The sequence below is a fragment of the Paracoccus sp. DMF genome, assembly GCF_004407025.1.
GTDB lineage: Bacteria > Pseudomonadota > Alphaproteobacteria > Rhodobacterales > Rhodobacteraceae > Paracoccus > Paracoccus aminovorans_B.
In genome coordinates this window covers 1-9,690 of sequence record NZ_SOKV02000069.1, presented here as the reverse complement: position 1 = coordinate 9,690, position 9,690 = coordinate 1, and the positions used below count along the sequence as shown (strand labels likewise).

Annotated in this window: 21 protein-coding genes; 1 reads left to right on the top strand and 20 read right to left on the bottom strand. The window is 63.7% G+C overall.

The window, feature by feature from the left end; all coding sequences use genetic code 11:
- Positions 1–66 precede the first annotated feature (66 nt).
- From E3D03_RS19260 to E3D03_RS19165, 20 genes are all read right to left on the bottom strand, one after another.
- Positions 67–1,044, bottom strand: a complete 978-nt coding sequence (locus tag E3D03_RS19260; protein ID WP_263568295.1) for a tyrosine-type recombinase/integrase — start codon at positions 1,042–1,044, stop codon at positions 67–69.
- A 204-nt stretch (positions 1,045–1,248) separates the two neighbouring features.
- The gene (locus E3D03_RS19255) at positions 1,249–1,581 is read right to left on the bottom strand and encodes a hypothetical protein (protein ID WP_263568294.1); all 333 of its coding nucleotides are present in this window, start codon (positions 1,579–1,581) and stop codon (positions 1,249–1,251) included.
- Positions 1,574–1,732, bottom strand: a complete 159-nt coding sequence (locus E3D03_RS19250) for a hypothetical protein (RefSeq protein ID WP_263568293.1) — start codon at positions 1,730–1,732, stop codon at positions 1,574–1,576. Before E3D03_RS19250 ends, E3D03_RS19255 begins: the two co-directional genes overlap by 8 nt.
- Positions 1,733–1,793: 61 nt before the next feature.
- Complete coding sequence (locus E3D03_RS19245; RefSeq protein ID WP_263568292.1) at positions 1,794–1,964, bottom strand: hypothetical protein; 171 nt, start codon at positions 1,962–1,964, stop codon at positions 1,794–1,796.
- 33 nt (positions 1,965–1,997) lie between these two features.
- Positions 1,998–2,318: a hypothetical protein gene (locus tag E3D03_RS19240; RefSeq protein WP_263568291.1), complete on the bottom strand. Its 321-nt coding sequence runs from the start codon at positions 2,316–2,318 to the stop codon at positions 1,998–2,000.
- Positions 2,311–3,099, bottom strand: a complete 789-nt coding sequence (locus tag E3D03_RS19235; protein WP_263568290.1) for a hypothetical protein — start codon at positions 3,097–3,099, stop codon at positions 2,311–2,313. The genes E3D03_RS19240 and E3D03_RS19235 overlap by 8 nt, the downstream gene beginning before the upstream one ends.
- Positions 3,089–3,553, bottom strand: a complete 465-nt coding sequence (locus E3D03_RS19230; protein WP_263568289.1) for a DNA translocase FtsK — start codon at positions 3,551–3,553, stop codon at positions 3,089–3,091. Before E3D03_RS19230 ends, E3D03_RS19235 begins: the two co-directional genes overlap by 11 nt.
- On the bottom strand, positions 3,550–3,987 hold the full coding sequence (locus E3D03_RS19225; RefSeq protein ID WP_263568288.1) for a DUF551 domain-containing protein: 438 nt from the start codon (positions 3,985–3,987) through the stop codon (positions 3,550–3,552). The genes E3D03_RS19230 and E3D03_RS19225 overlap by 4 nt, the downstream gene beginning before the upstream one ends.
- Positions 3,988–4,010: 23 nt before the next feature.
- Positions 4,011–4,376: a DUF968 domain-containing protein gene (locus E3D03_RS19220; protein ID WP_263568287.1), complete on the bottom strand. Its 366-nt coding sequence runs from the start codon at positions 4,374–4,376 to the stop codon at positions 4,011–4,013.
- Entirely contained in the window at positions 4,373–4,873 is a 501-nt protein-coding gene (locus E3D03_RS19215; protein WP_263568286.1) for an antitoxin family protein, read from the bottom strand. Before E3D03_RS19215 ends, E3D03_RS19220 begins: the two co-directional genes overlap by 4 nt.
- Complete coding sequence (locus E3D03_RS19210) at positions 4,873–5,079, bottom strand: hypothetical protein (protein ID WP_263568285.1); 207 nt, start codon at positions 5,077–5,079, stop codon at positions 4,873–4,875. The genes E3D03_RS19215 and E3D03_RS19210 overlap by 1 nt, the downstream gene beginning before the upstream one ends.
- On the bottom strand, positions 5,079–5,537 hold the full coding sequence (gene ssb / locus E3D03_RS19205; RefSeq protein WP_263568296.1) for a single-stranded DNA-binding protein: 459 nt from the start codon (positions 5,535–5,537) through the stop codon (positions 5,079–5,081). Before ssb ends, E3D03_RS19210 begins: the two co-directional genes overlap by 1 nt.
- On the bottom strand, positions 5,537–6,127 hold the full coding sequence (locus E3D03_RS19200; protein WP_263568284.1) for an ERF family protein: 591 nt from the start codon (positions 6,125–6,127) through the stop codon (positions 5,537–5,539). The genes ssb and E3D03_RS19200 overlap by 1 nt, the downstream gene beginning before the upstream one ends.
- The gene (locus E3D03_RS19195) at positions 6,124–6,321 is read right to left on the bottom strand and encodes a hypothetical protein (protein WP_263568283.1); all 198 of its coding nucleotides are present in this window, start codon (positions 6,319–6,321) and stop codon (positions 6,124–6,126) included. Before E3D03_RS19195 ends, E3D03_RS19200 begins: the two co-directional genes overlap by 4 nt.
- Positions 6,321–7,019, bottom strand: a complete 699-nt coding sequence (locus E3D03_RS19190) for a hypothetical protein (protein ID WP_263568282.1) — start codon at positions 7,017–7,019, stop codon at positions 6,321–6,323. The genes E3D03_RS19195 and E3D03_RS19190 overlap by 1 nt, the downstream gene beginning before the upstream one ends.
- 12 nt (positions 7,020–7,031) lie before the next feature.
- On the bottom strand, positions 7,032–7,352 hold the full coding sequence (locus tag E3D03_RS19185) for a hypothetical protein (protein WP_263568281.1): 321 nt from the start codon (positions 7,350–7,352) through the stop codon (positions 7,032–7,034).
- On the bottom strand, positions 7,352–7,744 hold the full coding sequence (locus E3D03_RS19180) for a hypothetical protein (RefSeq protein WP_263568280.1): 393 nt from the start codon (positions 7,742–7,744) through the stop codon (positions 7,352–7,354). The genes E3D03_RS19185 and E3D03_RS19180 overlap by 1 nt, the downstream gene beginning before the upstream one ends.
- On the bottom strand, positions 7,744–7,944 hold the full coding sequence (locus tag E3D03_RS19175; RefSeq protein ID WP_263568279.1) for a hypothetical protein: 201 nt from the start codon (positions 7,942–7,944) through the stop codon (positions 7,744–7,746). The genes E3D03_RS19180 and E3D03_RS19175 overlap by 1 nt, the downstream gene beginning before the upstream one ends.
- Positions 7,941–8,108: a hypothetical protein gene (locus E3D03_RS19170; RefSeq protein ID WP_156429020.1), complete on the bottom strand. Its 168-nt coding sequence runs from the start codon at positions 8,106–8,108 to the stop codon at positions 7,941–7,943. The genes E3D03_RS19175 and E3D03_RS19170 overlap by 4 nt, the downstream gene beginning before the upstream one ends.
- A 24-nt stretch (positions 8,109–8,132) precedes the next feature.
- Positions 8,133–8,453: a hypothetical protein gene (locus tag E3D03_RS19165; RefSeq protein WP_263568278.1), complete on the bottom strand. Its 321-nt coding sequence runs from the start codon at positions 8,451–8,453 to the stop codon at positions 8,133–8,135.
- A 280-nt stretch (positions 8,454–8,733) separates the two neighbouring features.
- On the opposite strand from E3D03_RS19165, the gene E3D03_RS19160 reads away from it, so the two are divergent.
- Positions 8,734–9,609: a hypothetical protein gene (locus E3D03_RS19160; RefSeq protein ID WP_263568277.1), complete on the top strand. Its 876-nt coding sequence runs from the start codon at positions 8,734–8,736 to the stop codon at positions 9,607–9,609.
- Positions 9,610–9,690 lie beyond the last annotated feature (81 nt).

Genomic DNA, 9,690 nt, shown 5'->3' with positions numbered 1-9,690 from the left:
AGGATTGAACTCTCGACCTCTCCCTTACCAAGGAAGTAGCATATTCTCGCAACCAAATGAATCTTATCATGCTTTCCGATCCTTTGGAATCCTCTTTGCCAGTCTTTTGCCAATTACCTTTGCCGCGCGCTGGCCGACTTCCTCGGGGTGTTCGTAGACCTCGGCCACCAGCCTGACCGACTTCCAGCCGCCCGCGTCCGCGATGGCCTTGGTCGAAAAGCCCGCCTTGGAGAGCGTCGTCGCGAAGCTGTGCCGCCCTGGCTGATGGGTGCCAAGATAGGGCACGCCGGCCTTGCCACAGGCGCGGCGAAGCGTGGCATAGACGCTGCTGCGGTGCGCGTAGGGGAACACCTTGCCGGCTTCGGGGGCTATGCCCGCGACCATGGCCGCCACCTCGGGCGTCATGTAGGCGACGGCAGGTTCGCCGTTCTTCGTCGTCTCGAAAATGACGCGGTCGCCATCGACGCGATCTGCGGTCAGGTGAATAGCGTCGCTGACGCGCCGGCCCGTGACGTGCAGGAACATCATCATCACATAGAGCGGATGGGGCAGGTGTGGACGCAGCTTGTCCAGATAGCGCGCATCGACTGCCTGCCGTTTCGGCTTCTGGGTTGGGAAAGCCTTGACGCGGATCGCCGGGCACCATCCCTGCTGGTGGCCGAAGTTGATGACGGCCCGGGCCGGGGTGATGCCCTGGCGGTTCAGGGTTGCGTTCGAGGCGTCGGGATATTCCAGCCGTGCTGCCTCGCGGATCTCGGCCGGGGTGATGTCCTTGAGCCGCTTCCCGGCCAACCGCCGCGCCATTGCCAGCACGAACCGCGTCTCCCCGCCATCCTTCACATAGGCCAGCGCGCATTCCTCGAATGTCAGGACGTGATCTGCCCCGTAAAGCCCTATCTTCCAGAGCTTCGCCTCAAGGGCTGCCCGCGCTTCTTCCGCTCGTGCAGGGTCGCGAGTTCGGAGAGCGCGTCGGATACGCTTGCCGTCAGGACCGGTGCCGTGCGCATAGGCCCAGCCTTCGATCCATTTGATTTGCAGGCGCATTCGTGCATCCCTCGTCTCAAGGCGGTGATGTGCTCGGCGTAAAAGACCTTCTTCCGGCCGCGCAGTTCGTAATATGGCAGGGTCGCCAGGGAGTCGGTCAAGGTCCGGCGCGATATGCCGAGCGCCTCTGCGGCCCCGTTCATGTCGAGGGGCTTTTCGTATTCACCCATCACCCTCTCCCTGTCCTTGTCTGGTAGCGGGGCGTCATGGCTGGCCGTCCCTCTGCTGGCGGTAGGCGCGCAGGATAGCGAGAAGCCAGGCGCGGGCGGGGGCATTAACCATATCGACTTCATGCCTTTCGCTGCCATCCCACTTGGGGTGGTCAGAATAGAGCCAGACACGCGCGCCCCATGGCCCCGCGCCCCAACCGTGGCCCGGCAAGAGCGCCTCGTGTAGCGCCAGATCTGCGTCGAGGGAGCCGTTGAAGGCGGCGTATGCCAATTCGCCTCTACGATCACTGCCGAGAGCATCGTGCATATCGGGACCGGGCCAAATGCCTCCCTCCACCGCCGCAATCAGTTTGTCCAGGTCACTCATCACCCTCTCCCTGTCCGGTGCGGCGGGCGGAAAGAAGGCCGCCTATCCAACACACCGAGGCACCAATCGCATAGCAAAGGACATAATCGCCATTCCCGCGCAGGCTGCATATCAGAACTGCCAACCATGCGCCGATAACAATCTCAGCCATCACCCCCGCCCTCCGCTGGTAAGCGCGGCGCGGGCCATCTCCACCAGTTCGCGCGTGTCGGTCATTTCAGCGTCTCAATTTCGGCGCGGATGGCGTTCGGGATATATTCCGCGTCAGCTTCGCACTGCGGGTCATTCCAGCAGTCGCGAGCAATCTCCGCCGCCCGCTGCATCCCCTCCCGCACCTTCTCGCGGCCATAGGCTTCAAGGGCGGCACGCGGGTTGGCGGGCATTTCTCGGGCGTCCGGGTGATTGCCGTCCCGCCATCATTGGGCATACGCCATCGCTACCTGCGCCCGTGCTTCGTCGCGCTCGGCTTCGGCTTTCTCGGCGCGAGCCATCCAACCCTCGACGACCCCAACCAATTCTGAGGCATCCAATCGGCCCTCGGCCCGCCCGAGCCGGCCTGCTAGATCGCTGATTTGACAAGCCGCCTCTGTCAGGGCGTTATTCAGCCGCTCGATCTCGGCGTGGGCTGCATCATAATCTGACGCCATCACATAGGAGCCATCGGGATCCGAGACCATAACCGCATAGGGGTCGCTTCCGCACGAATGCTTTATGGCGACATCAAAACGCTCAACCATTTGCTTCACCGCCTTTCAGGGCGCGCAGGGCGGCGTCCAGTCTGTCCAGTATTTGGCTGATACTTTCAGGACTGTATTCCAGCGTTTCCCCCGCAAGATCGAATCCCGTATCAAGCCACAACCGCGCTTCACCGATCAGACGCGACGCCTCCGCGACCGTCTCGCTGGGCTGGGGCTGGTGGGCGACCTCGCTCTCGTGCTTGATGGTGATATTGTCGCGGGGGCCGTCCCAGCCATTGGGGTGCGAGTAGGCTAGCGCATCCTCGTGCGAATATCGTCCCGCCTCGGCGATGCAACCGGTGTATCCCTTAGCGTTCGGTCGATACCAGCCGCGCCCGGCCTTATGGATCAGCCATCCGTGCGACAGGTCCACCGGCACCGCCTCTCCTGCGGCCTGCGGGGCGCGCGCTTTCGCCTCGTCAAAGATCGCCTGATATTCAGGGTTGATGCTGAACCCCTCGGGCTGCGGGGCTGGCGTCAGGGCGGCGAGGATGCGATCAGCGGTCCGACGAGCTTCACACTCACCGAGACTGTTGCCCCATTCCATATATTTGGGCAGCGTCCCGTCAGGCGCACCCTGGACGGCTGCCCATGTCATAGCGTCCCAAATCGCGCGGGCGATCTGGTGACGATCAGCCCGCACTTGCTGCCCCGAGGCACAGAGGTCGGAGCGGATAAACCTTGTTTTATCTCCTTCATGGGCTGCGTAGGTGGACCAGCCGAAACCATCAGCAAATGCAACGTCGATCCATTCCGGCGCGGCGGTTTTGTCAGCGGTCATGGCTGGCCTCCGTGGTGGGGGTGGGCTTGATGCGATAGACCAGGCCGGGCGACAGCGGCGTGTCTGTGGGGATCCATTCGCCGTTCAGACCGAGCCGCTCTAGGTCGCCGCTGGACGCCTCGAACTGGCGCATCTGTTCAATGGTCAACGCTACCAATGGCAAAATGTTCGTCTCCGGCCGCCACGCCTCCCGGCGGTCGAGGACGACCTCGCGCTTACCGCAGTTATTGGGGCGACTGATTATGCCGTCAGCCTCGATCCGCTCCACAATGCGAGCGGCGTGATTGTATCCGATACCGAGCGCGCGTTGGACAAGGCTGGTTGCTGTGCGTCCTGTCACGATCATCAAGCCGAGAGCGGCAAGATATTGCGGATCGTCGTAGTTTTCCTTCGCCAACCTGGCCAGGTCTTCGGTGCTGGGGAGAGCGGTCATGCGGCACTGGGGGGTGGTCATTGCGGGGCCTCCGGCAGTGGCATCCAGTGCGTCAGCCAATAATATGGACCTCCGTCGCCGTCCGGCTCATACCATCCGGACCAGTCATCCGGCGATGGATGCTCGCAGCTTTCCCACCTCGCCAGAGCGTAGTGGCGCCCCCGGCCTGGCAACCCAAAATTGACACCAGTGGCGAGGATGGCTGTGCCGTCCTTTGGCGCAGTCCCGATTCTCCTCCACCCCAGCCGCGCCTCACCGCCTTCCGCTTCGGCGGCGGCATCCTTGATCGCCTCTGCCAGCCTGCGGGCCTGCTCCGGAGACATGGCGATGGTCACGCCTTCCTCGGCCATCGTATCCACGGCGCGGATCAGCACCCGGTCCTCGATGGACGTGACCCGCGCCAGGTCGCCTTGCAGGCCGGGGTATTTCGGGGTGCCGTCAAAAATGGTGGTCATGTCAGTCTCCCTTGCCGGGCCGGTCAGAACCAGTCGCCCAGGATTTCGTCGTCATTTTGGTTGAGCCAAGCTGCCACCAGCGGCAGGTAGCTGTGATCGGGGCCGTGCTTCGCCTCCCAGCTTTCCTTGGCGTTGTGGATCGCCTCGGGGCCGTGCTGATGATGCGATTTGCACAGCGGGATAGTCTCGAAGTCGCTTGCCTTGTCCGAGCCGTAGCGGCCGCAAAAGACGTGGTGCGCATCGCTCGGACCGGGACGCTTGCAGATGACGCAGGGCAGGGCTTTTACCCGCGCCATGTGCCGATTGCCTGCTGCGGTGCCGCGCGATGGCTTTTCCTTCTTCTGGCCGAGAGGCGGCAGGCCAGCGAGATTGCCGATGCGCGCGTTCATGCCGCACCTCGCAGCGCCGAAGCGGTCACACCGATCTGCGCCGCCATCCAGTCGAGGATCGCCGTCTTGCTCTCCTGGAACCGCTTGCCGCCCATGCTGCGCATCGACTGGCTTTCTGGCGTCCAGATCGTCAGGATCGGCCCGCGAACCTGACCGATGGCATAGCCTTCGGCGCGGGCCTCTGCCCGAACCAACTGCGCCTTGATCCGCTGCGCCGTCGCGTTGGCGCCGCAGTCCAGCGTATAGGACTGATGGAATCCCGTTGCGATCAGAGCGTGCTTGCGCATCGTCTCTGGCGTCTCGGCCCATGGGACGGATTGCAGGTGCTCGGGCAGGTTTTGCCATGCCTCCCGAACGAAAGCGAACTGGTGACGATGGCTGTTGAGGCTGCGGCCACGCTCGATGATGACCGTGACCAACTCTCCCTGCGCCAGATCGGGCAGGTTGTTCGCCAGCAGGCGCAGCGTGCCATCCTCGAAGCGGGCGCGGTATTCCATCACGCCGCCTCCGACCTGATCGCTTCCAGAACAGGGCGCAGGTAATGGCGGGCGTGCTCAATCGCCTCGTCGGAGGCTTGCAGGCCCATGATGCGCATGGCTGCCGTGTCCAGCAGCAGATCGTCGCCGCGGGACCAGCCGCCGTCCATAACAGCGCGGAGGTTGGCGTCGCAGACGGATGCAGGGATCGGGCGCAGGGCGGGCATCACAGCACGCTCGGGGCGAAAGGGATGCTATCCCCGTCCAGATCGTCACCCGGACGGCCGCCCGCGCCGTAACCGCCGCCATAGCTGCTGCCAGTGTCGCGCTGCTGGCCGCCATCGCGCGGGCCGTCGAGCATTTCGAGCTTGGCGTCGAAGCCTTGCAGAACGCATTCGGTGCTGTAGCGGTCATTACCTTGCTGGTCGGTCCATTTCCTAGTCTGCCATTTGCCGGCGACATAGACCTTGCTGCCTTTCGACAGGTATTGCTCGGCGATGCCGGCGAGAGGCCCAAATATCACGACCGTAATCCACTCGGTCTTTTCACGCTTCTCGCCATTGCGGTCCTTCCACCGCTCGGTGACGGCGATGCGCAGATTGGCGATCTTGTCACCACCTTGGGTGGTGCGAATATCGGGGTCGGACCCCAGGTTGCCGATGAATTCGCAGCGGTTCAGAGCCATCACGCGGCCTTTCCTTGCTTCTTGGTTTCGATTTCGGCTTCGACCTGAGCCGCCAGTTCAGGGGCAGAGGCGCGCAGCCTTTCCAGATCGGCTTGCAGGCGCCGGTCATTCCATGCGGCCTCGCCATGCTGGCGGATGGCGGCGATCATGCTGTCGGCGGCTGCTTGATCGGCCTTGCTGGGGCCGGCAGGCGCGCGGTTCGCAGGCTGTTGCCGGGGCGTGGCCTTCGTGGCTTCCCCGTCGTCATCCTCCGGCGCCAGCCCGGCCATGCCGAGAAGCCCATAACGACGGGCATAGGTGATGGCCGAGCCAACGCCCTGCATGTCGTTCTTGCCGACGACCAAATGGACCCGGCTGGTGAACGTGTCGCCGCTGGCATGGGCGAGCACCGTCTCGACATACTGCCCGCGCTCGTCAGCCCCACAGGGCTGCATGATCGCGAAGCCGTTGGCGTGGAGCGCGTCAAAGCAGGCTTCCATCACCGATCCCAGATCGGCATAGTTCGATTTCAGGTGCGGGTTCTTGGCGTTCTTGATGGCCTTGCCCATCTCGGTCTGGGCTTTCGCCAGCGCCTTGATTGCATCGCTCATGCCGCGATCCTCTCTTGCAGATATGCCGGGCCGAAGTCGGTGGGCGGGGTGTCGGTCCAGTCGCAGGCCGGGATACCGGCGCGCATCTGGGCCAGCTTCCATGCGGCGGCGGTGTTCGCCTGCCAGCGGGACAGGCCAAGGGCGAACGTCTCGCGCTCGTCCAGCAGGCGGGTCATTTCGGCGGTGATGCTCATCAGAAAGCCTCACGATCCTGCCAGACGCGCACGCCCGTGATATTCGCCGCCTTGTGGTTGCGCCGCACGTAGTCCTCGACAAAGGCGCTCATAGCGTCCTTGTCGTTCTTCGCGATCCAGTGCAGCGCATCGCGCAGGTCGGTGATCTCGTAGCGAGTGACGGTGCGCAGACCCTTCACGGTGTCTTTGCTGGCGGCGGCGGCGCGGCGCTGTGCTTCCTCGGCCTCACGCTGGGCCTCGGCGGCAGCGCGTTGCGCCTCAATGTCAGCGGCATTGGCGGCACGGGAGGCTTCTTCGGCCTCGCGCATCTTGCGGGCGGCTTCGGCGCGGGCCACGCGCTCGGCGGCTTCCTTTTCGGCGGCGAGCTTCTTCTTGAAGCTGTCCACCAGGGCGACAAGCCCCTTCTCGATCCGCTGCGCATCCTCGATGCTCGGCTTCCAGCGGGCGCCCTCGGCCTTATAGGCATCGTAGAGCGGCGCGGTGGCGGACTTCTGGCCGGACTCAAGGCCAAGCCGGAACTCGCGCATGGACTTGCGCAGAGCATCAACCGCCTTCATCTGGCCCTCATTCTCGACCGGAGTCCCGTCCAGCCAGTTTTCGGCCTCCATGCGCTCGCTTTCGAACTGCGCGCAGATGGCGTCGATGGGATCGGGCGGGCAGTTGCCGCCAATGATGGCGCGGGGGTTCATGTCGTTCATCTGTCAGCCCTCCTATTCTGCGGCCATGTCGTGGCGGTAATCGGCCCAGCCGTCGGCATCGTCCTGCTCGGCTGTGGATCTCCACGCTTCGAGAGCGAATTCCTCTTGGCGCTCAACCTCGGCCTCGCCCAACAGGGCGACGGCGGTGGCGCGGGTCTGCTGGCGCCCGTCGAAGGTCCAGCTTTCCAAACAGAAATCATTGATGTGCAGGATCTGGCGCATGCCGTAGCGGTCACGGTTGCGAGACCAAGCGGCATCAATCTCATAGACCGCCTCGGCGTCAATCACGCCGCCCGGAACATCAGCTTCAAGCGTGCCGGTGTAGTAGTCCATCAGCGCACCCCCTCGGCAGGCGGCAGGGCATTGGACGCCAGCGCGCGGGCTGTCTCAATCACGGGGTTGACCCATTTCGCCTCAATGCCGCGCTCACTGCCAAAGTCGATGGCGGCGGAGAGCAGTTCTCTAAACTGGATCAGGTCCAGTTCGGCCTCGCTCGGCATGGCGTGGATCTTGTCCATGAAGCCGGCAATGGCATCCTCGGGGGTGTCGCACCGGGGGCCAGACACGCGGTTCTTCATGCCACGATCCAGATAGCATCCCCCAACCTGCCAGAGACCGGCGTTGCAAAGCAGGAGGTTGGCCGGCAGATACGGCTGCTTTCCGATCTTCTCGACCAGGGCGGTATGCGCGGCGATCAGGCCGTCTTTCAGGTGCTGCGTGTCCATCAGCGCGCCTCCGACATACGGGCAGCGCAGTCGCTGGCGGTGAGGGTGGCGCAGGCCGAGGGGCTGACAGTCGCAGCCTCGACAATGGCGCGGGCAGCGGGCACGGCCACGAACGCGATGATGGCGATCCACACAGCAGCGGACCAGAGCATCAGGCCACGCCAGACATAGGCGCGCAGGCGGTAATCGGCGGGGGTCATTGCGTCACCTCGAAGCCAGCCGGCAAGCTGATCGGCGAGGACCAGGGCGGCGCAACCAGCGTGGTGCGCTCGGACAGGATCAGGTGGCGGATCTCGTCAGCGACGATGGGATTGTCGAGGCAGAGGCCAGCGATCAATCCGGCGGGGGCGGCAGGCGTGTGCATAGCAGGGGGTGTTCCTCTCTCGGATCAGTTGCAGGATGCGGCGCGGGCTTCGAGCGCCAAGATCTTGCCCTTGCTCGCAGCGATGGCCCCGGCGCGGTCGTTGCCTGTCAGGCTCGACACGGGGACGCCGATCAGGAATACGCCCACGGCATCACCGACGACGGCGCCCTTTTGCTTGCTTTCCAGCGCGGCGAGGGATTGGCGCTCGGCCGTCAGGTCGGTCTGGACCCGTTGGCAGGGCATCGCGGCGAAGGCGTTGCCCATGCTGACGGGCTGGATCGAGGCCGGGGATTGCGCGCAGGCAGCCAAGAATGGCAGGGCGGCAATGGCGTAGGTGAATTTCACTGGATGGTTCCTCTCGGTTGGTGGCCGGGCACATCTTCGTCGCCGGCCTTGAGAGAAAGATACGGTGCCAATCGGCACTATGCAAGATAAAAAAGTGCCAGTAGGCACCAAAATTTGCCCAGCCCCATCCCCCGTGCCATCCCCACCCAGACGGCACGGGGCTTCCCGCCGAGGTTTTCGAAGGATGATTCGCGCCTTCTGCTGGCTGACGTGTGGCGTCGGGTCTGGCTTAGCCGACTGGGGGTTGGTAACAGGAGAGGGCCACCCGCAGGAGCAAGCCGTGTCCACCCTGATTCTTCATCCTGGCGCGCCTAAGACGGCCACCACCACATTGCAGCACATTTTGCGGGAAAACAGGCAGGCTCTAGAGAGAAAGGGCGTGGGCCTTGTTCTGCCAGAAGACATTCGCGGCAAGCCTTTCCTGGGCGCGTATCTGGCCGCTTATCGCGGAAAGCACGTGCCGCAATTTGCTAAAATGACGGCGGATTTCTTCGCTCCATACCTTGCGCGGTTCCAGACGGTCATCTGCTCCGAAGAAACCTTCTGCCACGACTTCATGCCATCGCGCAGGTTTGGCGAAGGCGGGATAGACCGGGCGGCGATCACGGCAAAGCTCCTGTCCCATGCCGGTGCCGATAACACCCGCGTGGTGCTCACGATCCGGCCGCAAATGGCATTCCTGATTTCGACCTACACCCACTTCGTCCACCGGCAAGGCGAGTGCGGCAGCTTCCCAGAGTGGTTTGACGCCGAGGTCAGGGCCCCTAAGGTGCGGTGGACGCCGGCCGTTGAGGCATTCCGCAACCAGTTCGGCTCGGAGGCCGTCCAGGTCGTTTCCATGGGACAATACGGACGGATCGAGGACTTCCTGCGCGCAGTGCTTGATGCGATGGATCTGGAAGATGTCCCTGTGGCCCTACCGCATGACGATCAGATGAACCCCTCACCGTCGGCCCGCGCCGTCCAGATGTGCCGGAAGATCAACTCTGTGATACTGGACAAGGCCATGTCGGAGAAGCTCAACACCTCCATTGTCGCCGAGTATCCGGTCAAGGATTTCGGCAAGTTCGCCCCCAATGCGTGGGTGAGGCCGATAGGACTGGAGGACCAGTTCAGCGCCGACCACCAGTCGGCCATCGCTCCTCTAGAGCTATAGGTGCCAAGAAAAAGCCCGCGAGAGGGCGGGCTGGGCTGCGGCCGATCACCAGTCCCGCAGCATATCCGCCCAGTCGCACAG

What these genes read in the sequence shown, in the direction of transcription:
- E3D03_RS19260 (WP_263568295.1), bottom strand. Translation starts at nt 1,044, where the DNA reads ATGCGCCTGCAAATCAAATGGATCGAAGGCTGGGCCTATGCGCACGGC.
- E3D03_RS19255 (WP_263568294.1), bottom strand. Translation starts at nt 1,581, where the DNA reads ATGAGTGACCTGGACAAACTGATTGCGGCGGTGGAGGGAGGCATTTGG.
- E3D03_RS19250 (WP_263568293.1), bottom strand. Translation starts at nt 1,732, where the DNA reads ATGGCTGAGATTGTTATCGGCGCATGGTTGGCAGTTCTGATATGCAGC.
- E3D03_RS19245 (WP_263568292.1), bottom strand. Translation starts at nt 1,964, where the DNA reads ATGCCCGCCAACCCGCGTGCCGCCCTTGAAGCCTATGGCCGCGAGAAG.
- E3D03_RS19240 (WP_263568291.1), bottom strand. Translation starts at nt 2,318, where the DNA reads ATGGTTGAGCGTTTTGATGTCGCCATAAAGCATTCGTGCGGAAGCGAC.
- E3D03_RS19235 (WP_263568290.1), bottom strand. Translation starts at nt 3,099, where the DNA reads ATGACCGCTGACAAAACCGCCGCGCCGGAATGGATCGACGTTGCATTT.
- E3D03_RS19230 (WP_263568289.1), bottom strand. Translation starts at nt 3,553, where the DNA reads ATGACCACCCCCCAGTGCCGCATGACCGCTCTCCCCAGCACCGAAGAC.
- E3D03_RS19225 (WP_263568288.1), bottom strand. Translation starts at nt 3,987, where the DNA reads ATGACCACCATTTTTGACGGCACCCCGAAATACCCCGGCCTGCAAGGC.
- E3D03_RS19220 (WP_263568287.1), bottom strand. Translation starts at nt 4,376, where the DNA reads ATGAACGCGCGCATCGGCAATCTCGCTGGCCTGCCGCCTCTCGGCCAG.
- E3D03_RS19215 (WP_263568286.1), bottom strand. Translation starts at nt 4,873, where the DNA reads ATGGAATACCGCGCCCGCTTCGAGGATGGCACGCTGCGCCTGCTGGCG.
- E3D03_RS19210 (WP_263568285.1), bottom strand. Translation starts at nt 5,079, where the DNA reads ATGCCCGCCCTGCGCCCGATCCCTGCATCCGTCTGCGACGCCAACCTC.
- ssb (WP_263568296.1), bottom strand. Translation starts at nt 5,537, where the DNA reads ATGGCTCTGAACCGCTGCGAATTCATCGGCAACCTGGGGTCCGACCCC.
- E3D03_RS19200 (WP_263568284.1), bottom strand. Translation starts at nt 6,127, where the DNA reads ATGAGCGATGCAATCAAGGCGCTGGCGAAAGCCCAGACCGAGATGGGC.
- E3D03_RS19195 (WP_263568283.1), bottom strand. Translation starts at nt 6,321, where the DNA reads ATGAGCATCACCGCCGAAATGACCCGCCTGCTGGACGAGCGCGAGACG.
- E3D03_RS19190 (WP_263568282.1), bottom strand. Translation starts at nt 7,019, where the DNA reads ATGAACGACATGAACCCCCGCGCCATCATTGGCGGCAACTGCCCGCCC.
- E3D03_RS19185 (WP_263568281.1), bottom strand. Translation starts at nt 7,352, where the DNA reads ATGGACTACTACACCGGCACGCTTGAAGCTGATGTTCCGGGCGGCGTG.
- E3D03_RS19180 (WP_263568280.1), bottom strand. Translation starts at nt 7,744, where the DNA reads ATGGACACGCAGCACCTGAAAGACGGCCTGATCGCCGCGCATACCGCC.
- E3D03_RS19175 (WP_263568279.1), bottom strand. Translation starts at nt 7,944, where the DNA reads ATGACCCCCGCCGATTACCGCCTGCGCGCCTATGTCTGGCGTGGCCTG.
- E3D03_RS19170 (WP_156429020.1), bottom strand. Translation starts at nt 8,108, where the DNA reads ATGCACACGCCTGCCGCCCCCGCCGGATTGATCGCTGGCCTCTGCCTC.